A 23,363-nucleotide genomic window follows, 5' to 3' on the forward strand; every position below is an offset into this window, starting at 1 on the left:
AATAATCCTCTGAATTTAAGCAGTTCTTTGTTCTAATATACTTTTCAAAATACTGTTATGTTCTTCATAAGTATTATTAGCACTATTTTGTTGACTTAATAAATCTTCAATATTTATTAAATTATCTTTTTGAACAATACTATTTTTTGGTATGTCACTAAGAGAAGATGTTGTAATAAAAACCTGATTTTGATTTTCTACAAAATTCAAGATTTGTTTACGCCTATTTTCATCTAGTTGAGCAAAGACATCATCCAAAATAATAATAGGTTTTTCATTATTTTTTTCTTCTAAAGCATTGCATAATGCCATTTTTGCGGCTATTGCAAGCGTCCAAGATTCTCCATTAGAAGCAAAATCTTTTGCCAACATTTTATCAAGCATAAAATCGATATCATCTCTATGAGGTCCTATAAGATTACATCCTCTAGCTAGTTCACCCTCATAAATGCGTTGAAAATGTTCACTTATTAGATTAAAAACGTTATTTTCCTCTTCTGTTTCTTCTTCAACTACTTCTTGAAAAGAAGGATTATATTTTAGTTCAGCATACTCTTCACTATTAGTAAGATATTTAATAATTTTATTAAAATATTTATTAAGAATATTTGCTACTTCTTGTCTAGCTTTTGTAAGAATAATTCCAGATTCAATAAATTTACCAGTCCAAATTTCTAAACCAGATAATGAAATTGGTTGATTATTATTTGACAATTCTCTAATACTTTTTAATAATGCAGCACGCTGTTTAGAAATATGCCTAAAATTTTGCAAAATTTGAGAATAGTTTGGTAATAGTAATAATCCTGCCTGATCTATAAAAGTACGTCTAACAGTTGGATCTCCAGAAATAAGTAATTGATCACTAGGCGTAAAAGAAACTACTGGTAAATAGCCTAGAATATCTCTCATATAAAGTGATTTTCCGTTATTAATACGAGCTCTATTTGTTCCTTTTAAAAAAATATTAACTTCATAAGTTGTTTCTTCATCATTTTTACACGTATTTATTCTTATAGTGGATTTTTCATATCCTCTTCTTATAAGAGGCAATGTTGAAGATGTACGATGACTTATTCCAGTACCAACAAATTCAAGAGATTCAACAATATTTGTTTTACCAAGACCATTGTTGCCGTAAATAATATTAATTCCTGGTTTGCAATCAAAAATTATATGATTCCAAGAACGAAAAGTATCAAGGGCAATTCTCGAAATATACATTTCTTTATTACCCTTTCTTTTAAAAATAAAACATAAAAAATTGTGATATTACATTCTACAGTAAAAAGATGCTGCAACAAAATGTAATATCACAATTAATATTAAAAACTAATTATTAAAACGCATAGGAACAAGCAAATAACGGTAATTCATAGATTCGTCACCGTCTGATTCTTGTTGACCATTAAATTCAACAGGTTTTACTGCAGTTGCCATTTTCATGTGAACGAATGGTTCAGTAATTGCACTTAAACCTTCAATCAAATATAAAGGATTAAAGGCAACCGTAATTTCTTCACCATCCATATCAATGTCAAGAACTTCTTTTGCTTGAGATTCGTCAGCAGCACCAGCACTTAAAGTTAATTCTTGATTTGCAAAAGTCATTCTAATAGGAGCATTCTTTTCTGCTACCAAAGAAACGCGTTTAATAGAATTAATTAAATCTTGCCTATTTATAACAGCGTGAATTGGATAGTCATCAACAAAAAGCCTATCTACAGAAGGAAATTCGCCATCAATAAGTTGTGAAGTACTATTTCTACCAGAATTTTCAAAACCTAATAGTGTTGGCTCTTTTTCATCAAAATCAATAATAACGTTCTGATGATCATCAAAAGAGCGAGCAATATCTCGTAATAAAGTACCACGAACAAGAGTTACAGAATTAGTATTTTCATTTTCTGGAGTCCACTTAAAAGTAGAACGAGATAAACGGAATCTATCAGTTGAAGTCATAGTAACAGTGTCATCTTCAAACTGCATTCGAATACCTGTTAAAACTGGCCTATTTTCTTCTCTAGAAATAGAAACAGAAGCCTGGTTAACTGCTTGAATAAATGTTGGGGCGTCAACTTGACCCAGCTTATTAGGAAGAGCAGGTAAATCAGGATATTCTCCTAAAGGCATAAGTTGAAGAGTAAATGTTGACTTTCCAGAAGTAATAGTAAGTAAATTATTTTCTGAACTTAAATAAGTATTTTCTGTAGGAAGTGACTTTGTAATATCAGCCATTAATTTGCCTAATACAAGTACACTACCTTCTTCATCAACGCCAGCTTCAATATGGTTTAGGCTAGAAATTTGATAGTTGAAGGCAGAAAGTTGCAGTGTTCCATTTGTTGCTTCAATTTTTAAACCTGCAAGAATAGGATTTGCAGGCCTAGAATCTATAACGCGTGTAGTCCAAGCTACAGCATCAGCAAATGATGCAGAGTTGACTTCTACTTTCATGCTTCCTCTTTTCGTTTAAAGTCTGCAATCATTCTACAGTATTAGTGCACATATCTGTAGTCTTTAAAATTTATAAGGCAGAGAAGATTTATAAATGCTATTAATAAATAATTAAATAAGATAGTAGTCATAATAAAAGCTGTGTATATGTGGAAAACTCTTATTTAGGCGCGCAATTTATAGGTTATTAACATTGAAAGATTGTTAATAAGTGTCTAACAATAATGTGTATAACTTGCGGAGTTATCCACACTAAAAGCTATTTTTTGATGTATTAACATTTTTAAGACTCTTATACACGACTTATTAACATTTAAAAACGGCGTTTTCCACGAGTTATACTCAGGTTTTACCCACATTTGTTATTAAGTATGTGGATAACTTTAGAAAAAATTATAAACAAATCTTTATAAAACAGTGGAAAAGTTATTTTTTAATTCCTATGATCTGCAGGATTTTGCTTTAATCTAACCGTTAATTCCATAACGTAATTGTAAATTTCCTGCTTTTCCTGCATTTCTCCGCTTACACGAGTATAAGCGTGCATTACAGTTGTATGATCTCGGCCGCCAAAAACTTCGCCAATATCAACCAAGCTCATACTTGTCATCTCTCGAGCAAGATACATAGCAATTTGACGCGCAAGAGCAACATTTTTTGTACGTTGACGACCAACAAGTTCGTCAAATGTCATATGGAAGTATTGAGCAACTTGACTAATAATGTCAGTTGGACGAACTTCAATATCTGTTGCAAAAAAGTCTTGTAAAGCTTGTTCTGCCAAAGCTTTACTAACAGGCTGATTACTTAAGGATGCTACAGCTGTAACACGAGTTAAAGCACCTTCAAGTTCTCGAATATTTTCAGTAAATCTTTCTGCAATTAAATCAAGCACGTCGCTTGGAACATTGCAGTGATTCATTGAAGCCATCATTCTTAAAATTGCAATACGCGTTTCCAAATCTGGCGGCTTAATGTCTACGGTAAGACCAGATTCAAATCTGGAAATTAAACGAGCTTCAAAGCCTTTAAGATTTTTTGGAGCAACATCAGAAGCAATAACTATTCGCTTATTTGCCTGGTATAAGGAATTAAAAGTATGGAAGAATTGTTCAAGAGTTGCTTCTTTTCCACCCAAAAATTGGATGTCGTCAATAAGAAGAACATCAACTTCGCGATAACGCCTATTAAACTCAGCTATTTGACCTTGACTTTGATTAGGTGTTTGAAGAGCTTCAATAAATTCGTTAGTAAATTCCTCGCTAGTAACATAACGAACTTTAAGTGAAGTGTCTTTTACTAAAGCGTAATTGCCAATTGCATTAAGCAAATGAGTTTTACCAAGGCCAGATCCGCCATAAATACATAAAGGATTAAAATCACGTCCGGATCCTTCGGCAACAGCAAGTGCTACCGTTCTTGCAAAACGATTTGAATCTCCCGGAACGAATGTGTCAAACGTTGCGCAAGTATTTAAATGCGTAATCGCATCTCTCTGCACAGAAACAGTTTGTTGTGCAGATTGTGCTGAAGGCGAAGAAATTTGTGTTTGTTTAAGAGTTGATAATCCAGTAGCATTATCAAAATCTGGTTGCAAAGTAGAATTTGCTGAAATTTTTTTATTATTAACTATTTCATTAACAAATTCAGGCGAAGTAAGGTTAGAAGATTTTGATAACAAATTTTCAGAATCTTGGCTTGGAACAGTAACAACAGGAGGAACAGCTGCAGTTGAAATATTATTATTTAAATTAGCTGCACGATTGTTTTGCTGAGATGATTCAGATGCTCCATTTGCTACAGAATTGTTCTGAACATTAGAGTTAGGAACAATTTTAAAAGCAGGGAACATGTCTTTGCCTGTGCAAATTTTTAGAGCTGTTAAAAGTGGTGAATTAAGCTCATTTTGCAAAGCCTGCTGTGCTTCCGCATTTGACACACACAAAACAATAGTTGTTCCAAAGATTGCTTCCGGCGTTACACCTTCAAACCAACCCTTATCCCTAGCGGTTAAAAGGGCATTATGCTGCAAGACAGTAAGCGTATTAGACCAAATTGATTCAGCTTCCGATTTAGGTTCGCCTAATGTATCAGCCATTTCACCCCCAACCTGTGATTAGTGCGTAGCTTTTTCCAACTTCGCGCGCACGTGTTTTCAAAGTGTCAGTAAATCATGTTTACTCTGACCCTACGAAGTTATCCACCGTCTAGCGTGTTGAAATTGCTCAATTGTGAATAACATGTGTGTAATTTGTGGATAAGTTAGTGTTGAGATTTTGGCTATTTTCCAACGTTTTTAATAAATAATAAAATGTGATAAAAATGTGAACAAAATATTTTTTAGCGCATTTAAACAAGTTAAATAAAATGCTCAAAAAATATGGAGTTTTGACTATTGGTGAGGGGTAAGAGTATTTTAGTAGAGCTTGACTCATACGGGGCCATGCTTTTGCATGGTTGAATACAGGAGCATATTTATGAAGAGGACATTCCAGCCAAATAACCGTCGTCGTCACATGAAGCACGGCTTCCGCGTTCGTATGCGTACGCGTGCTGGCCGCGCCGTAATCAATCGTCGTCGTGCCAAGGGTCGCAAGACACTGTCTGCCTGAGTTAAGGTAGCGTCGTAAAACATGGAAAGGCTGAAAAGCCACCGCGATTTTGTTGCGGTTCTAAAGAAGCGACGCAAAGTGAGTTCGCGAGATATCGTCGCGCATTATGTGATGCGTGACGATACAGCCCTTAAGAACACACCTAACGAAGATAGAAGTGCAGTTTTAGATTATATTGCCACGGGTTTTGGAAATAGTATTCCCGCGGCATTTTCTGATACCTTAATGCCTTCTCAAAATAGTGAGGATGCCAAGAGGTTAGGTCTTGCTGTATCTAAATCGGTAGGTAAAGCTGTAATTCGCAATAAAGTGAAGCGCAGACTTAGGGTTATTGCTAAAGATTGTGAATCATTACTACCTTATGGCTGTGATGTTGTGTTGCGTGCAAAACCTACTGCAGCAGAATCCTCATTTGATTCGCTGCATAGGCAGATAGAAAAACTTTTTGCTAAAATTAGTGAATTATTAAAAACTGTGCATGAACATGATTTTCACGAAGCAGTTAAAAATAATTGACAGAAATAACTGATTTTTAATAAAGGTATGGTGACTATTATGATGCGTAGCAAGAAAAGCTATATTGCTCGCGGAATAATTTGCGCCATACGCTGGTATCAGAAAAAAATTTCTGCAAATAGACCAGCTTGCTGCAGGTACTACCCCACATGTTCTAGATATGCTATAGAAGCTGTTTCTCGCTATGGTGCATTTAAAGGTGGTATTCTTGCAGTATTGAGGCTACTTCGCTGCAGACCATGGACCAGCTGCAGTATTGATGATGTGCCACGTAAATATTCAATCTTTTATCGTTGTGCTTGGTCTAAAGCGCATGAAGAGCCACGGCTAACTCCCTTGGCTGAAGAAGACAAGGAAAACTAATGTTTAATCAAGATCACTTCTTACTTGATAATGGATTCTTAGGATGGTTCTATAAGATTCTTACCCCAATTGAATGGCTTATGACTCAGGTAATGTCTTTGTGTCATAAGTTCCTAGTTCTTATTGGTATGAACGAAATTGGATTCTCTTGGGTTCTTTCAATCGTTTTCCTTGTGATTGTTGTGCACGCGTGCATATTCCCTGCTTTTATTAAAAGCATTAAAGGTATGCGTAACATGCAGGCTATTGCGCCTAAAATGAAGAAAATTCAGCAAAAATATAAGGGCAAAAGCGACGCTGCAAGCAAGGAAGCAATGCAGCGAGAAATGATGAAGCTGTATCAGGATAACAATGCAAATCCTGCAGGAAGTTGCTTGCCTATGATGATTCAAGGTCCTGCATTTATGAGCATTTGGTACACGCTTTCGGTTATTCCTTTTATTGCTCGCGGAAAGCATGCTGCTCTTGGCGCTTTTGATACTGCAACAGCTCAACAGTTTATAAAAACTCACGTATTTGGAGTAGGTGTTGCAGACACATTTATGACGGTCGAACTAACGGGCAAAATCGTAATCGTAATCTTTGTTGTACTTATGTGTGCAGCAATGTGGTATATGCAATTTAACAATATTCGTAAAAATCTTCCTCCAGAGTCTAAGCAAGGCAGCCAATATACAATGCAAAAGCTTATGATGTGGGGCTTCCCGCTGATTTATGTTTTCTCTGCTTTTGCGCTTCCGTTTGCAATGCTTGTTTATTGGTTGGTTAACAACATTATGAATATGCTTCGCTCTATTTGGCAGGTATATGCTTTCCCAACTCCTGGCTCTCCTGCAGCTGAAGAGAAAGAGAAGCGAGATTACAAAAAAGAAACAGAGCGCAGAAAGCGTGAAGGTTTGCCTTCTATTGAAGAAGAAAATCTTCAGAAAGCTCGCGAAGAGGCTGAACGCAGGGAAAATGAAGGATTCCAGCGTAAGCAGCCACAGCGCAAGCGTAAAGTATCAAAAAAGTAGTAATTAAATATGTTAAGCGCTTAATAAAGGTAAGAAAATAACTCTTTAAAAATTATTTATTTGGCTTTATTATCCGCTAAACTAGACTTCAGAATTTTGCAACGTGAATTTTTAAGTCACGATAAGGAGTAAGTAATGGTACAAGACGATAAGAAGACGGTTGACCAGCTCAACGAAGAAGCTGATATTGCTGCCGATTATTTAGAAGGTTTGCTTGATATTGCTGATTATGAAGGCGATATTGAGATGGGCATTCGCAATAATCGTCCAATGATTCAGATTGTTGCAGATGATGACACTGATATTAAGCATTTAATCGGTCGTGAAGGCGAAGTTGTTGATGCTTTGCAACAGTTAAGCAGGCTTGCGGTTCAGCAAAAAACTGGTGATCGTTCCCATCTTATTGTCGATGTTGATGGTTTTTTGAAGCGTAAGCGTCAGCATTTGCGCGATATTGCTTTGGATGCGGTTGATGAAGTTCGCGAAACTGGTGAATCTGTAGATTTGAAGCCAATGAATTCCTTTGAACGCAAGGTTATTCATGACACTGTTCGAGATGAGGGTTTGCGTTCTCGCTCCCACGGTGAAGAACCACATCGCTATGTTACTGTTTATTTGCCTGCTAGGTCTGATGAAGATGTGGTTGATGATATGAATGATGCACTTTCTTCTGATGACGAATATGTAGAGGAATAATTTTAAAGGTTGCATTTTAAAACATTCTATTGCTTTTTAAATGTAAGTTTTGAAAAAGCATTTAGAAGAAAGTGTTTATAAAACAGCATAAAGTAACATTTTTGAACAAAAAATGTTTAGTTATGTTACTTTATATTTTAATAGATTTAGATATTTTGAAAATATCAAGATACGAATAAGTGTGGGGAAAATGGCCGATAATCAATCTACTCAGATGGCAGAAAACACTCAGCCTGTGATTGATGAATTAGAAAATTCTCCATTACTAAATGACGTTCTTGGTAGCGCACTCCCTCAATGTTCCATGTTTCACGTGAAACTGCAAAGAGAAGGTTTGCTACGAGGACTTGTTGGCCCTCGAGACATGGGAATTTTATGGGAGCGTCACATATTAAATTCTGCAGCAGTTGTGCCTTTTGTTCGCAAAGTTGCGGAAAAAAGTAAGCAAAAAAGAGTTGCTGATGTTGGCAGCGGCGGAGGATTTCCTGGTTTAGTTTTAGCTGCTTGTTTACCTGACTATGACGTTACATTAATTGAACCAATGGAGCGTCGCGTGGATTGGTTGCGCGAGTGTATTGCGCTTATGGGGTTAAAAAACGTTACTATATTTCACGGCAGATCAGACGAAGTTATTGAAAAAATTAAATCACATGAAATTCCTGCGTTTGATGTAGTAACGTGCAGAGCTGTAGCTCCTATGACAAAATTGGCCGGATGGACTATTCCTTTATTAAGAGCGCATGGAAGTTTAGTCGCCTTAAAAGGTAAGTCTGCTAAAGCAGAAGTAGAAAAAGCTGCAAAAATGATTCGCAAAGCTGGTGGCGCAAATCCTCGAATTCTTGAAGCGCCAGTTGCGTCTGGTTTGCAGCCGACTACAGTCGTATTAATCGATAAGGCTTGATTTTTAATTAAAATTTGTGTTTGCGTGCGTGTTTACTGTGGTTATGAGATGTGGCTGCGAGAGATAGGAATTACTTGTCTCGCAGCGCTACGCTCTTATACCTTATTTAGACTTAAAGGTTGCATAGTTAAGTTTAGTTTTTTACTTACTTTCTTTCAAAAATAGTTATTCATCAAAAAGATATTACTATCGCTCCGCTTTTATATTGCTCGACCAAGCAATTCCTATCTCTCACTCGTAAATTCACCCACCGTTTTTTTGGTGTGGTAGGAAAGAGTGATTGGTGTGACATGTGCGGCAGCATGAATGTTAGTGTGCGCTAATCAACAGGAATCAACGTTAGCAAAGCACTGGTGCAAAGCTACATTAGCAGCGTCAGCAGAGCATTGATGCAAAGCTACAGAAGCATGCAAGCATTCAAGCAATGCAAAAAATCTCAAATCTCACCGCACTGGTATTCGTACGCTAAAGTCACACAATTAAGCTGCGCATTGACTTGCCGGAGCGCTCAATGCGTAGCGCGCGTAGGCATTTCAATGCGGAAACTCGCTTAGGTTGGAAGTCCAGTGGACTTCCAACGCGAGTTTCGTAAGCGAGCGCGTTATCCGCGCGAGCGTTACTTTGGTGGTTGAGAGTTAGTTTGGTGTGGTGTGGGCATCGGCACGGATGTTAGTGTTTTATGATTAGAAAAATACGTAGCTAGTTATGGAATAAGGTGTTGATGTTTCATGTGAAACATTACGTGATTTTAGTTTTTTATGTCCATAGAAACAAGGAAACTTAATAAACGTATCGTATTTTTTAGGCATTTTCATTACTATGCGGGGGTGATTGTCGTGGAATCAGCTGAAGAAACGATTCAACGCATTTTTGGAGATTCAAAATCTTCCTTAGGTATTGAATTAGCAAATTTAACATCGCGCTTTCGTGCCCTCGAAAAAGTGAAGTATCCTAAGCCAGAAAAAACTCGTTTTATTGCAGTTGCAAATCAAAAAGGCGGTGTTGGTAAAACAAGTTCTGCTGTTAATCTTGCTGCAGCTATGGCAGTCGGCGGATCTCATGTGCTACTAATTGATATGGATCCGCAAGGCAATGCGTCTACTGCGTTAAATGCTCCGCATTCTTCTGGAGATTTATCAGTTTACGATGTTATTGAAGGTCGTAAAACTATTGCTGAAGTAAAAAGATCTTGTCCGGATATTGAAGGTCTTGATGTAGTCCCCGCATCTATTGATTTAAGCGGTGCTGAATTAGAGCTTGCCGAAATGGATAATCGCAACAATCTATTAAAGAATGCTCTTTCTGATTATCTTAATAATTGTGAAGAGCCTTACGATTATGTGTTTATAGATTGCCCTCCTTCACTCGGTTTGTTGGTTATTAACGCTATGTGCGCAGCACAGGAAATGCTTATTCCTATTCAAGCAGAATATTATGCTTTGGAAGGTTTAGGTCAGCTTATTAGAACAATTGGATTGGTGCAACAGCATTACAATCCTATTTTAACTGTTTCGACTATGCTGGTAACAATGTTTGATAAGCGCACACTATTAGGGCGTGAAGTTTTTCAAGAAGTTAAAAAACATTATCCGAATATTGTGCTTGAAACGACTATCCCTCGCACTGTAAAAATACCTGAGGCTCCTAGCTTTAATCAAAGCGTAATAACTTATGATCCTCATGGAGCTGGCGCAATATCGTATCGTGAAGCAGCACTAGAAATTGCTAAACGATCTAAAACTGTATTATCTGTTATTGCGGAAAAACAAGAGAATAATAAATAGGAATAACAAGAGGAGATAATAATGAGTGTAAGTAAGTCTCGTTTAGGCAAAGGCTTAGGCGCATTGTTCCCAGCTTTGCCTGGCGAAGATGCTCTTGTTGATTCATCTATAAAATTGCAAGATAGTGTTTCACATGAAACATCTTCCGAAAATGATTTGCAAAAAAAGAATTCTTTAGAAAAGCAGAACAAAAACACAGAACATGTTTCACGTGAAACTGTAAAAAAAGACAGCAATAGCGAAAAAAGTGTTTCACATGAAACAAAAGTCCCTAGCATGATAAATTCTATTTCGCCACACGCAAATATAGATAGCAATAAAATAAAGAATGTTTCACGTGAAACTGTACCATCATTGCAGGGTAGTGAACAAGGTGAAAAGCATGTTGGAAAGCATGCTCATAAACGTTCTGCAATGCCATCTCTTGGAGATGTAACTCGCCCAATTGACTTCTTCTTCTCTGACTCAACTTCACCTAATTTCAAGCTAGATAAGCAAAAAAATGCTGAGTCTAATAATCTTGAAAAAGGCGCAGAAAATCAACAATTAAAGCCAATTAAAGGCGGTTATTTAGATTATTTGAAGCCTCTTGATATTGTTCCTAATGCGCATCAGCCTAGAACTATTTTTGACGAAGATGAATTGCGTGAGCTTGCATCTTCAATTAAAGAAGTCGGCGTGCTTCAACCTATAGTTGTTAGACCAATTAAAGACGCTGATAAGAATAATAAAGAAATTGCACATTACGAACTTATTATGGGCGAGCGTCGTTGGAGAGCTTCTCAAATTGCGCAACTTGACACAGTGCCAGCAATTGTTAGAACCACGGCTGATGAAAATATGTTGCGCGATGCACTTCTTGAAAATCTTCACCGTGTAGCTTTGAATCCTTTGGAAGAGGCTGCCGCTTATTCTCAAATGATTGACGATTTTGGATTGACACAAATCCAACTTTCTAAATCTGTGTCAAAGTCTCGTCCACAAATTGCCAATACTTTAAGGCTTCTTAATTTGCCTGCTAGTGTTCAAAAGCATGTTGCTTCCGGAGTTCTTTCTGCAGGTCATGCTCGCGCATTGCTTGGATTAGAAAAGCCGGAAGATATGGAGGAGCTTGCTAATCGTATTATTTCTGAAGGATTGTCTGTTAGAAGTACTGAGGAAATTGTTTCATTAAAAACAGAGCATCCTGCTAACGGTGTGACCCGTACGCGCGCTAGGAGAAATAACTACTGGTCTTCTTCGCCTATTCGTCAGCAGCTTGAGGAGCGTTTTGCTACGAAAGTTGCTATTAAAGGCACGCAGAACCACGGAAGAATTGAAATAGTGTTCTCATCTCCGGAAGAAATGAAGCGTATTGTTAATCTTCTTTCTCATTAAGATACGCCTGCGCGTCAAGAGCTGCTCTGCACCCCATGCCGGCTGCAGAAATAGCCTGTCGGTACACGCTGTCTACAACATCTCCTGCAGCAAAAACTCCGTCTACGGAGGTTCTAGTTGAAGCGCCGTCAACCGCAATGGTTCCGTCTTCATTTAGTCTTAATGCGCCATTAAGGAACTTTGTTGCGGGAGTATGCCCTATTGCAACGAATAATCCTGAAGACTCAATTTCTTGCGTTTCTCCTGTAACAACATTTCTAAGAGTTAACGATGTTGCTTCCTTGCTGTTGCCGTGCACTTCTTCTACAACACTGTTAAGTATGAAACTAATTTTTTCGTTCTCTTTTGCGCGATCAACCATAATTTTAGAAGCGCGAAACTCGCTGCGTCTATGAATTAAAGTCACAGAAGATCCAAATCGAGAAAGGAATTGTGCTTCTTCGAATGCGGAATCCCCGCCGCCAACTACCGTAATTGGTTTGCCGCGGAAGAAGAATCCATCGCAGGTTGCACAATATGAAACTCCTCGCCCAGAGTATTCCTGTTCACCAGGCACGCCCAATTTGCGCACTGTAGAGCCCGTAGAAACAATAACAGCCTCCGCCTCATAAGTTATACCATCTTCGGTTGTAACGCGCTTTACAGGGCTGTTAAAGTCTACAGAAGTAACGTCGCTTAAAATGACTTCAGCACCAAATTTTTCGGCCTGCTTTTGCATTGCATCCATTAAATCTGGTCCCAAAATGCCTTCTGGGAATCCTGGATAATTTTCTACCTCTGTAGTATTAACTAATTGGCCGCCAGGGGTTAAAGCTCCAGCTATAACAAGTGGATTGTATCCGGCGCGACCCAAATATATTGCAGCAGTATATCCAGCAGGTCCGGATCCAATAATAATAACTTTGTGAATTTTATTTTCCATTCGTTATTTATCCTTACTTGTTATTCACAGGGGTTTATTTGGTTAATTATTTATATTTATTTGACTATTGCAAAATTAGTAAAGCTTTACAGAATTAATGTAAAGACTGTTCTTAGGCATAGTATCCTTTGGAACCCAAAGCATAAAGTCTTGCGATTTTACAATCTTTTTAAGCTTCACATCAGTTGTTCCGCTTTCGTCAAACGTAAATTCTGCAAGTTGTGTGCCTTCTCTAGGATCATCTTTTGTATTTGCCAGCAAGAAAGCGTGTCCGCCTGAGGTTCGTATTGAAATAACAAAACGATACACAGTTTGAGGCTCTGTTAAGTGAATGTAGTAGCCGTATCCAGGTTGTTGGGCAGGGAAGCTAAGGAACTGATAGCGATCTGCCTTATATGCAACAGTGTTCGTAGGAATTTTAGGTTTTGGAACAGCCTTTACCTGTTTTCTTCCTATGTGCTTCTTTGCCTGCTGCTTTTCTTGTGGCAGCACTCCCTGGCTTCCAAAAGGCACATTTTCAACGGTTGTACTATCCCATGAACCATTATTGCTAAGACTGTCTTGGCTTTCATGCGTTCCAAATAAACCATGTATTGCTAAAACTAATCCAATAATAAGAAGTAAGCATACGGCGCCAATTGCAATAACTTTTGTTGAAAGGCCTAACCATATTTTTGCATTAGCAATGGCATCTGTACCATTTGGATTATTCTTATTTTTACTGTGTAAATCAGCAGATTTCTCGCGAGGCTGGAAGCTAGGCGGCAATGAAGGGGAGCTTGTTTTAAGAGCATCTTCGGCCTGATTATTATTAATTTCATCCTGCAGTGCTCGCGCAGATTCTTCGCCAGGCGCAATAAACCTACCTCGGGTATCGACTACTGGTACGCGACCAGTAGATTCAGCCTCTGAAGTTAAGCTTTGCGGTCTTGACATAAGCTCTGTATGCTGAGCATTTTCTGCAAGTAAATGTTCAAAATCAAAGCTAGAAGCAACACCAGTTTCGGTTAAATCATCTCTTTGACTTTGATTGCGAGAATTATTAGCACGATCAAGAACATTTCGAGAAGTAGCAGATTCAGGAAAATGCTTATATGATGCAGATAAAGTTGGGAAAATAGCGTCATCAGTATCTAAATCTGTAGGAGCAAGAATACTTGCCATTTCTGCAGCTGCAATATCGTGAAAATCAATGTCAGTATTGGTGTTTGTATCTTCGTCAAAATCATCATCAATGTTTTTGTTGGCAGAATTAGCATTATTTCGCTTAAGAAGCGAGCCAAGTGTTCTGCCAGCATTTTTAAAACTGCTACTAATCTTCGCAGCTCCACTATTTGCGGCAGATCCAGAATTGTTGGACGAGTCTTGCAAATTAAGAGAATTAGCATTTTGCTCATTTGCTTGCTGCATAAACTGAGCGTCAAACTGTTCTTCACTTTGTGTTAAACCTTCTGGCAAAGGAAGAATTACATCATCTTGTGCACTAAGTAAACGAGCATTACTAATAGATGCAACACTTGTTTTATTGCTAAACTCAATATCTTTATTGGAAAGCTTAGAAACAGGCGTGTATGAGCCTAAAAGCGCCATTAACTCAGCAATAGAAGCCATAGGAACTATATGATTATTCTCGTTAGCATCTAAGCTTCGTGTGCAAATCATCCTAAATTCTGAAGGAGTATCATTTGCAAGCATAGAAGCGTCAAAATTCGCTTGTACGCGCGAAGAAGTTCTAGTAAGAAGAGCATAAAGTAAAGAAGCAAGTTGACGAGTAGCAGCGTGTTCTATGCTTTCGCTTGCTGCATTTTCTTCGCTATTTTGCGATTTAGTTATGTCTTCTAAAAGCGGGCTTACAGCAGTATCTGCAAGTTCAATGCCGTTAGGAGTAATACGTACAGTGTCGCTTGAAACAGCATGATGAGTTATGTTATTGGAAAGAAGCTTGCTTAATGCTTGAGCTGTTTCGGCAACAATTGTTCTTATAGCTTCGTAGCTTAATGGGGTTTCTTTTTTAGCTAAATAATCGCTAATTGTAATACCGCGATCGAGAGCTGTAACAATAAGAGCAATCGAATCATGATGTTGAAGCTGCAAAACCTGAGTGAATTTAGTGCTGCGAGATAACGCCAAAGTAGAAGCAATCGTATTAACTTCTGGCAAAAAACGAGAATCGCGCACAATAAATAGTTGGCAATCTTGAGTAAGTATGCGGTCGTTCGCCTGCCATACTTGTAGTCCAGCCTCATTGCGCAAAAGCGATACTAAAACGTATCGGTTTAGTACAATATCTCCGAGCCGAGGTTCCATTTGCTACTCATCTTCCTACGCGTGCGCAATAAACAATGACAACATTTTTTTAACTACAATCTAATTGTACTTATGAAATGACAACTTATGTACAGTAATTTTGTCGATATTGTAATAATTTCTAAAACAACTAAAGAATTACATAATAAAGTTTGATTGTAAATAGAAATATTACAAATTATGCTTGTCTGTTTTCTTATTTGGCAGCTTACCGGATCGAACTACTCGTGCAGTACGATTAGCTTGCTTTTTCTCAGATTGTTTGCGAGCAGTGTCTTCAAAAATCTTTGCAAGAGGAATAAGCACAGGAATTTTCTTAGAAAGTTTGCTAATTATTGGTGAAGATAAATCAATAAGTTCGCTAGTTTTCAAAAGAAGAAGTACCGCAAGATAAATAATCGCAATAATAATTGTTGTAATTGCGCAAACAAGTAAAGCGTTAAGCCACCTCAACACTCCGTGCAAATGTGGAGAATTAATAGTAAAAACTTGTAAAAGAGGTTCTCGTACAACAAGACCTATAAAAATAGAAATTAGTGCAGACGCAACAATTTTTACATGCGTGGTTATAAGTCTTTTTTCGTCTAAATCCTTGTTAAAACGATTTCGCAGCATGTGAACAAGAGATGGGAAAGTTAGGAAGTAACTTATTGAAACACAAGCTCCTAAAGCTGTTACCCAGCATGTAGGAGGCAGCAAATTAACACAAGATACAAACGCAATAATCTCAGTAAAAAGCTGAGCAAAAGCAAAAATAAACGGGCTTTTGCCATCTTCAAACGCAAAGAACGTGCGTTGAATAATCAAGTAGCTACTTGTAAGTGGTAATCCAAATGCAAGCATTGTAAGAGGAGCAGCCATAAGATTAGCTTCTTGCAAACTTATAGACGGAATCAAAGCTAACGAAATAGGCGTTGGTATAACAATAAAAATAACCGTAAAGAAGCACATTATTAAACTTACGTGCCTAAGCGCTTCGCTTAAATCTTTGCGTGCGTCATTTAAATCATGATTTGCAATAGCCAGCGAAATTTTAGGGAAAATAGCTGTTGCTACAGATACTGCAACTAGTGAATAAGGGAGCAAAAACATTGTGTAAGCATTTTGGTAGGTGGCATTACCAGCTACCTCAAACTGGTCTAATCCTAAACGCTGTTCTGCAACAAATGGGACGCTTGTTGTTATATGCGTAGTAATCATAACAACTATTTGCGTAACAACAACAATGCCCATGCTCCACGCTGCAACAGGGCCCATTGAGCGTAAGCCAATATCTCGTATACCAAAACTTGGTCGGTAGTGTATTCCGCTTTTCATTAGCGGCCAGAATAGAACTAAAGCTTGAGCGGCAACGCCAAGAGTCCAAAAACCTGCTGTAAGAAGAAGAGTATTTCCGTTCCAGAAACTCAGAGGCTCTCTATTAGCTTTTCCAAAAATAAAAATGAAGACGCCAAAACCTAGGCAACTAATAATATTCGCAGCTACAGAACTCCACGCATACATTGCAAAACGGCCCTTAGCGGCAAGAACTTGCCCTAATACGGTGTATAAGCCGTAGAAGAAGATTTGTGGCATGCACCATAGCGTAAAAGCACAAGTAAGCGTTTGCATTTCCTGGCTTCCGCCCGCGTAAAGCATTGTGAGTACAGGCGTTGCTGCAGCCATAAGAATTGTAACTGCAAGAAGTAAACCAATAGCAAAAGTAATAAGCTTATTTAAGCGCTCTTCTGCATTCTTCTTTTCGAGCGTGCGAACAATTTGCGGAACAAGCACGGCGTTAAAAATTCCACCTGAAACAAGAGTGTAAATAAGCTGAGGAATCATAGATCCAGCTTGATACGCGTTTGCAGCAAGTCCCGTGGTTCCAAGTGCTGCAGCTAGCAGAATAGTACGTATTTGCCCTGTAATTCTAGATGCGGCTGTTCCGCTAGCCATAATAACGGAATTTCTACCTACTGAGCTCATTCGTCTGAATCCTTCTTACGGTTAAATTGCCTCCAAAGTCCAAGAAGACCAAGCATGAAAGCAAATATTATAATAATCGTACCGCTTTTATCACTAATTTGCAGAGTACTCGTAATAAGCGTGTGTTCAGTGGCGGAAAATGCTTGATGCTGATCATCTTCCAAAACGAAAGTAGCTTTAGTGTGAAGAGAAGTCGTAATTCTCAAAGGTAAAGTAACTTGCACTTCGCTATTTGCTGGAACTTTTACTAAAGTCTTTCTGCGAGTAACAATTTCCATAACGTGCGTATCTGCAGATAAATACACTTTTACTGGATAAGCGTAAGTATTGCTGATAGTAATCGGTATGCTTGCCGTTTCACTAACTGCAGTAATATCTTTTGGAGGGATTATATGAATCCCAGAAAGTAGCTTATTTACAAAGTATTTCGCTGTGCTATTTTCGTTATAAGCTGTTTTTTGTTGTTTACGATTTGCGGATTTTTTTGTTTTAAGCGGAAGACTGCTTGTTTTATTTGTTAATTCTTGCAACGCAATATCGTCGTATAAGCGTAATAAATACAATCCCCAATCTTTAGCGCTAATCTTATTTTTTGCTTTAGCAGCCTGTTTAGCTAGAGCTTGAGCGTCGCCTTCAGTATTGCGTAATTTCGTATCCTGCTTGTAATTAAGAATATTTTTAACAAAACGCGAAACTTTTTGCCTGTAGATAATAAGATTCTTTAATTCTAATCGTCTTTCTTTGGCTGAAGCTACACTAATTGCGCTACTGTGAGGCATTGAGTGCATAAGATTATTATTTTTCCAGGAAGGCAGCTTTTCCTGCTTAATTTTTGCCATTGTATTTAAGTCGCTTAGTTGCAGCCAAGGCGATTGTTCCAATGCGCTCATAACGCCATCAATATTTTTTACATCTGTTTTGTTAGAAAAAGTAATAAGAATATTGCGGTCTACGTAAGGTTGTTCCATTTGGTAGAACGCGCTTTGTGCAACTAAACGATTTATTCGACCGGCTTGAGTGCGCTCGCTAAGAGCTGTAGAGTTTGTTGCCTTGCCGTTTGCCAGCATTGTTAGCACAGATTGAGCAGATAATACGCGTACGTTTCCTGCTGGAGTTTCAACATCGTATATGCCGTTGCTAATAGCAAATTGTGAAGCTGTAGAATCAAATTCATCTGTGGAAATAACAGTGTTATAACCGTTGCGTTTTGCAAGCTCAAGCGCTGAAAGTGTCCATTTTCCTCGAGTCTGCCAAGCGTATGTATTTTGTGATCCGTTGTCAACCTTCGCAATCTGCTTCGTTTCATGAGGATGATCGTAGGAGCTAGAAGTTTCAGCTATTTGTGAAGATTGTGGAATTTTTGAATTTTGTGGAATTCTTGAATTTTTAGCAGACCATGTGCTTTCATTAATGCCAGCAGAACGATACATTTTGCGATTGTGATCATCTGCATAAGCGCTAATATCAAAACCTGATTTTTGCATAAAAGCGTTAGGAACAAATAATAATCGAGCTGCTTGAAGCGTATTTATATCGGCAATAGTCTGTAATTTGTTATGCTTGCTAACTAAATCTGCCTGCTCAAGCACATAGTGCGTATCTTGCTTGTTTGCTTGCAAATTCGATACAACTCTACTATTTGTGCTTGTGAAATTATCTTTTAAAACATGTTGCTTATTTGCAAGAATTGGCATAACTGCCGTAAGTTTTATTGCTGGAGATTCAGGCACATTAAAGCCTGCGTTCGATCTTGTTAAGAAGGAACGAATAGATTTATATCGTGAAGAATCCTTAGAAAAATACGTGATTTTTAAAGGTTTTGGACCCCAATGCCAAATAGATTTAAGTTCTTGAGAGTCTGATGGTATATCAAAGTGGAATGTTGAAGTTTTTCCTGCTGCAATCTCGCCAATTTTTATTGAGCCAAGTATTTGCGGAGTTGGTATAAGAGATTCTCCTTGAGCCCAATTTTGCAAATCTGTTCGTGAAACAAAAGTGTAGTTGGAATTAATAGAAAGTTGCAAAAGGCCTTCCGGAAGTGCTTCTGTTGTAGCTTTAACTGTTGCAGTAAGATGGTAGCCGCTTTTATCGGTCACAACCGGCGTAGATTGAAGAATATTAAGATCGATTCCCTTTATGTGAGGATTTTCGTAATCGTTCTCTTTTTTCTTAGTGTTTTTACCGGGTTCATCTTCTAAAGTCGTATTAGACGTAACCGCGTTTGCCGTATTCAACAATCCCACATATTTTGCGCATTGCATATTAGTTATTGCAAGAATAATGGCAAGAGACGTAATAAAAATAATAGTAAAATGCAAAACTTTTAAGCACAAAGCTCGCGCGGATTGCAGTAAATTACGCATGTAAAAACATGTTTTGTGACATGTTAAATTGTGCGCTTCGTGCGCTATATGGTTCTTACGCGTGAGATTCGTCACTGTGAGACCGCCTGTTTGCTTTTTTTGCGTAAAGCCATGCAACTTTACGTTCATTTGGATAACTTAAAATCGCGCTCAGTTCTTTGAAATTTACCCATATTGCATCTTCTGCTTCATGATCTGGATCTCCCAATACAGAAAGATCGCCGCCTACGTAGCGTAACGCAAAATGATGAACTAATTTATGAACTCGATGAGTTGTTCCTGTAAACCAATAGTCTATTGTGGCAATTGAATCAACCACTTCGCCTATAATTCCAGTTTCTTCATGAATTTCACGAACAGCAGTTTCTTGAGGTGTTTCACCCTTCTCAATATGGCCTTTTGGTAGACACCATTCAAGGTGTCCGCTTCTGGAATGTCGAGCAATAATTGCGACACGCCCGAGTGTGTCAAATACGAGTCCACCTGCGGAATATTCACGAATAATTGGCAAATCTTGAGCGTATAAAGAGGCAAAAGTAGCAGGCGTATCTGCTAGTCTACGCTGTGGCATAATAGCCGGAGATGCTCCAGGGATTATTGAAGTTTTTTGAAGAATATCCTCATCTTCAACCACTTCTTGAGACTCTTGCTCAAGCTCTGAAAAGATTGGAATATCAACGAAAATCTGAGATTTTTCTTCGTTTGATTCTAAAGATTTTTTACTATGAATTTTAGATAAATCAAGAGGCGTTATTGAAGGCGCAGACTGATTTTGGGCATGATTATCCGCAAGCTTGGCGAGCATACGTCGTAAATCTGCAGGAGTAACCATACACTCCACCTTACTCAATCCGCTGTGCATTGGGGTAACTGTATGCTGGAATATAGATTAATTTTTGCTGAAAGGGTGTCGGTAAGGGTGACTGAGAACTTCAAAGTTTGGCCTGAAGCTATAGAGTTGGGGCGACTTTTCGCTGAACACGATTATGAACTTGCATTAGTTGGTGGACCTGTGCGCGATATGTTGTTGCATCGCGTGTCGCATGATCTTGATTTCTGCACTTCTGCTCGTCCAGAAGAATTTGAACCCATTTTAAGACGTTGGGGACATGACGGTTTTTGGGATATGGGTCGCAAATTTGGCACTTTGGGTGCTGTGCGTCGACGCCCGGATGGAACGGAAGTAAAAGTTGAAATTACTACATACCGTTCAGACGCGTACGATCCTGATTCTCGTAAACCTGAAGTGCAATATGGGGATACTCTTGAGGGCGATCTTTCTAGAAGAGATTTCACAGTTAATGCCATGGCTTTGCGTGTTCCAGATTTGGAATTTGTAGATCCGTTTGGTGGTGCTAGTGATTTAGCTAAAGGCGTGTTGAGAACACCTGTTGATCCTCGTCAATCCTTTGATGATGATCCTTTGCGAATGATGCGTGCGGTTCGTTTCGTTGCACAACTTGGGTTTACTATCGAAACTAATACTGCTGAAGCAATTGTAGACATGGTAGATCGCCTTGATATTGTTTCAGCTGAGCGTATTCGTGACGAAATTACTAAACTTCTTCTTTCGGACCGTCCGCGTAAAGGTTTGGAAGCGCTTGTTGAGTCTGGTATTGCAAAGCGAGTCTTGCCAGAAATTCCAGCTTTACAGCTTGAAATTGATGAGCATCATCGTCATAAAGACGTTTTTGAGCACACAATGATGGTTCTTGAGCGCGCTATTGCCCTAGAAACCGATGATGAAGGCCCTGTGCCATCCCCTGATTTAACTTTGCGACTAGCAGCCTTGTTGCACGATATAGGCAAGCCTCGTACTAGAAAGTTTGAAGATGGTGGCAAAGTCAGTTTTCACCATCATGATGTAGTTGGTGCAAAAATGACGCGTAAGCGTTTGAAGGAATTGCATTTTGACCATCATCTTATTGAAGATGTAAGCGAATTAGTAAATCTGCACCTGCGTTTTCACGGTTATGTTGACGAACCTTGGACTGATTCTGCAGTACGACGTTACGTTAAGGATTCAGGGCACTTGTATGAGCGTTTGAATCGACTTACTAGAGCTGATGCAACTACGCAGAACCGTCGTAAATCTTTGATGTTTGAGCACGCAATGGACGAAATGGAACAGCGCGTGCGCGAATTGAAAAAGCAGGAAGATTTTAATGCTATTCGTCCAGATGTTGACGGAAATGAAATCATGAAACTGCTTGATTTACAGCCAGGGCCAATAGTTGGTGAAGCTTATAAACATATGCTTGATTACCGTCTTGATAACGGGCCTGTAGCTCACGATATAGCTGTTGCAGAATTACAGCGCTGGTACGAAGAAACGTATAAAAAGTAGATTATTTAACAGCTTTATGTGAATCTGCTTTAGGAAGTTCCTTCATATCTTTTGCTTTAACGCATCCAGGGACTTCTCGTATTGCGGCTCCTGCAGCTGGAACATCAACTTTTGGACGAAGATTATTAAAAGTCGAGCCAAGAACAATATCTACGAGCTTATCTTGGCGATCGTCCATGCGCATAACAGCATCAGCAAAATTAGAATTTACTGTGTATGCTTCATTAATAGCGTTCTTACCGAAATAAATAGTTGTTCTTTTAACATTACTTGTTTTGTTATTATTTACTTCTGTAAGATTAAAACCTCGAGCATTTAATGCTTCTCCTACTGCTCTTGCCAAGCCGCGGAATTTCGTACCGTTTAATACTCGAATTGACACAGCACGATTATCAACATAAGGAGTTTTAGAGCCTTCTTTGCCTTTGGTCGCGCATGGTGCTGTTATGCCGAAATTAGGATTATCTTTTGGTGCAACTATTGAATTAATCCCAAAAACATGAAATTGTATTAACAGCGCGAATACAAACGTAACTGCCAAAGCTATGCTAACAGTAGTAATAACAGATCGCTTCTTTTGATACATGAAAGCCTTACGAGCAATACGTTCGTCGTATTCTTGCGTCATGTTCACTTCCGATCTGTAAGTTTATTTTGTTTGCAGCAATTTTCTTAATCTGCAAAGCGTAATATAAATCGCATTTTACTGACTATGTATGACTTGATTTTTACGCGTATAAGCGTTTGTTAGCAAACTGTTCTTTAGTGAAATTGTTATTTTAAATTTCGAATAAAAAGCTATTTTTGATGCAACTCTAAAGTTTTACAAGCGCGATACAACGCAATAAAGTCGTCGCATGTAAGCGTTTCTCCGCGTCTTGTAGGATCTATATTAGCTTTTTCGTACGCTTCGTCACTAACTAGATGTTTAAGAGCCGCGTGTAAGGTTTTTCGTCTTTGCTGAAAAGCTGCGTCAATTAAAGTAAACACACCTTCGCGCTCGCTATTATCTCCCTTATTTTTGCAATGGCGAGTGAAAGATACTAGTGCAGAATCAACATTTGGTGCTGGCCAAAAAACGTTACGCCCAATAAGACCCGCTCGCTGAGATTGACCATACCAAGCAAGTTTTACGCTAGGTGTTCCATACACTTTATTTCCTGGCTGAGCGCATAGTCGATCTGCTACTTCTTTTTGAACCATAACCAAAAAATGCTGTAAATTACTAAATTTTTCAAGTAAAGTAAGCACAATTGGTGTTGCAACATTGTATGGAAGATTTGCAACAAGTGTAAACTTATCTGCTTTTGAAAGTTGCGGAACGTCGTCTGCAGTTACAGCCAAAGCATCTTTTAAGATAACGTTAAAACGTTTAGAAGCGTTTGGCATAAATTCTTCAACAGTGTTAGGAAGGCGGCGTGCAAGAGGTGGGTCTATTTCTACAGCTGTAAGATTAGCTCCAGTTTGCAGTATTGCAAGAGTAAGAGAACCAAGACCAGGTCCTACCTCCATAACGGTATCGCCAGATTTAACTTCAGCTGCCGCTACTATTTTTCGCACTGTACCAGGATCAATAACGAAATTTTGACCAAACTTTTTGGTAGGAGTAATGCCTTCTTCTGCAGCAATACGTCGAATATCTGCTGCTCCTAAAAGCTGGCCTTCAGTTTCAGTGTTGATTTCTGTCAATGCTGTACCGCCCAATATGTGTGCTGATTAAAATAATAAAGTTTTAATCTA

19 protein-coding genes are annotated in these 23,363 nt (G+C 38.5%); 9 read left to right on the forward strand and 10 right to left on the reverse strand.

Annotation, left to right across the window (positions count from 1 at the left end; all coding sequences use genetic code 11):
* Positions 1 to 15: 15 nt before the first annotated feature.
* The 3 genes from recF to dnaA all read right to left on the reverse strand — a co-directional run bounded on the left by recF (position 16) and on the right by dnaA (position 4,513).
* On the reverse strand, positions 16 to 1,224 hold the full coding sequence (gene recF / locus NG78_RS05035; RefSeq protein ID WP_004133904.1) for a DNA replication/repair protein RecF: 1,209 nt from the start codon (positions 1,222 to 1,224) through the stop codon (positions 16 to 18).
* Between the two features lie 108 nt (positions 1,225 to 1,332).
* On the reverse strand, positions 1,333 to 2,457 hold the full coding sequence (dnaN, locus tag NG78_RS05030; RefSeq protein WP_004133906.1) for a DNA polymerase III subunit beta: 1,125 nt from the start codon (positions 2,455 to 2,457) through the stop codon (positions 1,333 to 1,335).
* Positions 2,458 to 2,890: 433 nt separating this feature from the next.
* A complete protein-coding gene (dnaA, locus tag NG78_RS05025; RefSeq protein ID WP_413422419.1) occupies positions 2,891 to 4,513 on the reverse strand; it encodes a chromosomal replication initiator protein DnaA in 1,623 nt (540 codons plus the stop codon).
* Between the two features lie 421 nt (positions 4,514 to 4,934).
* Here dnaA and rpmH point away from each other — a divergent pair, with 421 nt between their 5' ends.
* The 8 genes from rpmH to NG78_RS04990 all read left to right on the forward strand — a co-directional run bounded on the left by rpmH (position 4,935) and on the right by NG78_RS04990 (position 11,719).
* Positions 4,935 to 5,069 (forward strand): 50S ribosomal protein L34, encoded by a 135-nt coding sequence (gene rpmH, locus NG78_RS05020; protein WP_004114029.1) that lies wholly within the window; start codon positions 4,935 to 4,937, stop codon positions 5,067 to 5,069.
* 21 nt (positions 5,070 to 5,090) lie between these two features.
* Positions 5,091 to 5,585: a ribonuclease P protein component gene (rnpA, locus tag NG78_RS05015; RefSeq protein WP_004133908.1), complete on the forward strand. Its 495-nt coding sequence runs from the start codon at positions 5,091 to 5,093 to the stop codon at positions 5,583 to 5,585.
* A 42-nt stretch (positions 5,586 to 5,627) separates the two neighbouring features.
* Entirely contained in the window at positions 5,628 to 5,948 is a 321-nt protein-coding gene (gene yidD, locus NG78_RS05955; protein WP_004133909.1) for a membrane protein insertion efficiency factor YidD, read from the forward strand.
* Positions 5,948 to 6,961 (forward strand): membrane protein insertase YidC, encoded by a 1,014-nt coding sequence (gene yidC, locus NG78_RS05010; RefSeq protein ID WP_004133910.1) that lies wholly within the window; start codon positions 5,948 to 5,950, stop codon positions 6,959 to 6,961. Before yidD ends, yidC begins: the two co-directional genes overlap by 1 nt.
* 135 nt (positions 6,962 to 7,096) lie before the next feature.
* Positions 7,097 to 7,657, forward strand: a complete 561-nt coding sequence (locus NG78_RS05005; RefSeq protein ID WP_004133911.1) for a Jag family protein — start codon at positions 7,097 to 7,099, stop codon at positions 7,655 to 7,657.
* 190 nt (positions 7,658 to 7,847) lie between these two features.
* On the forward strand, positions 7,848 to 8,558 hold the full coding sequence (gene rsmG, locus NG78_RS05000; protein WP_004133914.1) for a 16S rRNA (guanine(527)-N(7))-methyltransferase RsmG: 711 nt from the start codon (positions 7,848 to 7,850) through the stop codon (positions 8,556 to 8,558).
* An 836-nt stretch (positions 8,559 to 9,394) separates the two neighbouring features.
* The gene (locus tag NG78_RS04995) at positions 9,395 to 10,342 is read left to right on the forward strand and encodes a ParA family protein (protein WP_004133917.1); all 948 of its coding nucleotides are present in this window, start codon (positions 9,395 to 9,397) and stop codon (positions 10,340 to 10,342) included.
* A gap of 21 nt (positions 10,343 to 10,363) precedes the next feature.
* Positions 10,364 to 11,719 carry a ParB/RepB/Spo0J family partition protein gene (locus NG78_RS04990; protein ID WP_004133919.1) on the forward strand — a complete coding sequence of 452 codons (1,356 nt, stop codon included), beginning with the start codon at positions 10,364 to 10,366 and terminating at the stop codon, positions 11,717 to 11,719.
* Here the strand turns inward: NG78_RS04990 and trxB are convergent.
* From trxB to NG78_RS04975, 5 genes are all read right to left on the reverse strand, one after another.
* Positions 11,700 to 12,641 (reverse strand): thioredoxin-disulfide reductase, encoded by a 942-nt coding sequence (gene trxB / locus NG78_RS04985; protein ID WP_004133921.1) that lies wholly within the window; start codon positions 12,639 to 12,641, stop codon positions 11,700 to 11,702. The genes NG78_RS04990 and trxB overlap by 20 nt on opposite strands.
* A gap of 75 nt (positions 12,642 to 12,716) precedes the next feature.
* A complete protein-coding gene (locus tag NG78_RS0105795) occupies positions 12,717 to 14,948 on the reverse strand; it encodes a protein kinase family protein (RefSeq protein WP_032837651.1) in 2,232 nt (743 codons plus the stop codon).
* Between the two features lie 171 nt (positions 14,949 to 15,119).
* A complete protein-coding gene (gene murJ, locus NG78_RS0105800) occupies positions 15,120 to 16,913 on the reverse strand; it encodes a murein biosynthesis integral membrane protein MurJ (RefSeq protein ID WP_032837652.1) in 1,794 nt (597 codons plus the stop codon).
* The gene (locus NG78_RS04980; protein WP_004133923.1) at positions 16,910 to 19,276 is read right to left on the reverse strand and encodes a DUF6049 family protein; all 2,367 of its coding nucleotides are present in this window, start codon (positions 19,274 to 19,276) and stop codon (positions 16,910 to 16,912) included. The genes murJ and NG78_RS04980 overlap by 4 nt, the downstream gene beginning before the upstream one ends.
* A 55-nt stretch (positions 19,277 to 19,331) precedes the next feature.
* Entirely contained in the window at positions 19,332 to 20,108 is a 777-nt protein-coding gene (locus NG78_RS04975; RefSeq protein ID WP_004133924.1) for an NUDIX hydrolase, read from the reverse strand.
* A 42-nt stretch (positions 20,109 to 20,150) separates the two neighbouring features.
* On the opposite strand from NG78_RS04975, the gene NG78_RS04970 reads away from it, so the two are divergent.
* A complete protein-coding gene (locus tag NG78_RS04970) occupies positions 20,151 to 21,623 on the forward strand; it encodes a CCA tRNA nucleotidyltransferase (protein ID WP_047923033.1) in 1,473 nt (490 codons plus the stop codon).
* A gap of 1 nt (position 21,624) precedes the next feature.
* On the opposite strand, the gene NG78_RS04965 is transcribed toward NG78_RS04970, so the two are convergent.
* Together NG78_RS04965 and rsmA are read right to left on the reverse strand one after the other, a co-directional pair.
* Positions 21,625 to 22,251, reverse strand: coding sequence for a LytR C-terminal domain-containing protein (locus tag NG78_RS04965; protein WP_004133930.1), 627 nt, complete (start codon positions 22,249 to 22,251; stop codon positions 21,625 to 21,627).
* Between the two features lie 170 nt (positions 22,252 to 22,421).
* Positions 22,422 to 23,327, reverse strand: a complete 906-nt coding sequence (gene rsmA, locus NG78_RS04960; RefSeq protein WP_004133932.1) for a 16S rRNA (adenine(1518)-N(6)/adenine(1519)-N(6))-dimethyltransferase RsmA — start codon at positions 23,325 to 23,327, stop codon at positions 22,422 to 22,424.
* Positions 23,328 to 23,363 lie beyond the last annotated feature (36 nt).

The sequence above is a fragment of the Gardnerella greenwoodii 00703Dmash genome, assembly GCF_000263635.1.
GTDB lineage: Bacteria > Actinomycetota > Actinomycetes > Actinomycetales > Bifidobacteriaceae > Bifidobacterium > Bifidobacterium greenwoodii.

Bases quoted from the DNA above. Each gene is read 5' to 3' on its own strand.
- yidD (WP_004133909.1), top strand. From the start codon at position 5,628: ATGCGTAGCAAGAAAAGCTATATTGCTCGCGGAATAATTTGCGCCATA.
- NG78_RS04970 (WP_047923033.1), top strand. From the start codon at position 20,151: ATGCTGGAATATAGATTAATTTTTGCTGAAAGGGTGTCGGTAAGGGTG.
- rpmH (WP_004114029.1), top strand. From the start codon at position 4,935: ATGAAGAGGACATTCCAGCCAAATAACCGTCGTCGTCACATGAAGCAC.
- NG78_RS04965 (WP_004133930.1), bottom strand. From the start codon at position 22,251: ATGACGCAAGAATACGACGAACGTATTGCTCGTAAGGCTTTCATGTAT.
- trxB (WP_004133921.1), bottom strand. From the start codon at position 12,641: ATGGAAAATAAAATTCACAAAGTTATTATTATTGGATCCGGACCTGCT.
- yidC (WP_004133910.1), top strand. From the start codon at position 5,948: ATGTTTAATCAAGATCACTTCTTACTTGATAATGGATTCTTAGGATGG.
- dnaN (WP_004133906.1), bottom strand. From the start codon at position 2,457: ATGAAAGTAGAAGTCAACTCTGCATCATTTGCTGATGCTGTAGCTTGG.
- NG78_RS05005 (WP_004133911.1), top strand. From the start codon at position 7,097: ATGGTACAAGACGATAAGAAGACGGTTGACCAGCTCAACGAAGAAGCT.
- NG78_RS04975 (WP_004133924.1), bottom strand. From the start codon at position 20,108: ATGGTTACTCCTGCAGATTTACGACGTATGCTCGCCAAGCTTGCGGAT.
- NG78_RS04990 (WP_004133919.1), top strand. From the start codon at position 10,364: ATGAGTGTAAGTAAGTCTCGTTTAGGCAAAGGCTTAGGCGCATTGTTC.
- rnpA (WP_004133908.1), top strand. From the start codon at position 5,091: ATGGAAAGGCTGAAAAGCCACCGCGATTTTGTTGCGGTTCTAAAGAAG.
- murJ (WP_032837652.1), bottom strand. From the start codon at position 16,913: ATGAGCTCAGTAGGTAGAAATTCCGTTATTATGGCTAGCGGAACAGCC.
- NG78_RS04980 (WP_004133923.1), bottom strand. From the start codon at position 19,276: ATGCGTAATTTACTGCAATCCGCGCGAGCTTTGTGCTTAAAAGTTTTG.
- NG78_RS0105795 (WP_032837651.1), bottom strand. From the start codon at position 14,948: ATGGAACCTCGGCTCGGAGATATTGTACTAAACCGATACGTTTTAGTA.
- recF (WP_004133904.1), bottom strand. From the start codon at position 1,224: ATGTATATTTCGAGAATTGCCCTTGATACTTTTCGTTCTTGGAATCAT.
- rsmG (WP_004133914.1), top strand. From the start codon at position 7,848: ATGGCCGATAATCAATCTACTCAGATGGCAGAAAACACTCAGCCTGTG.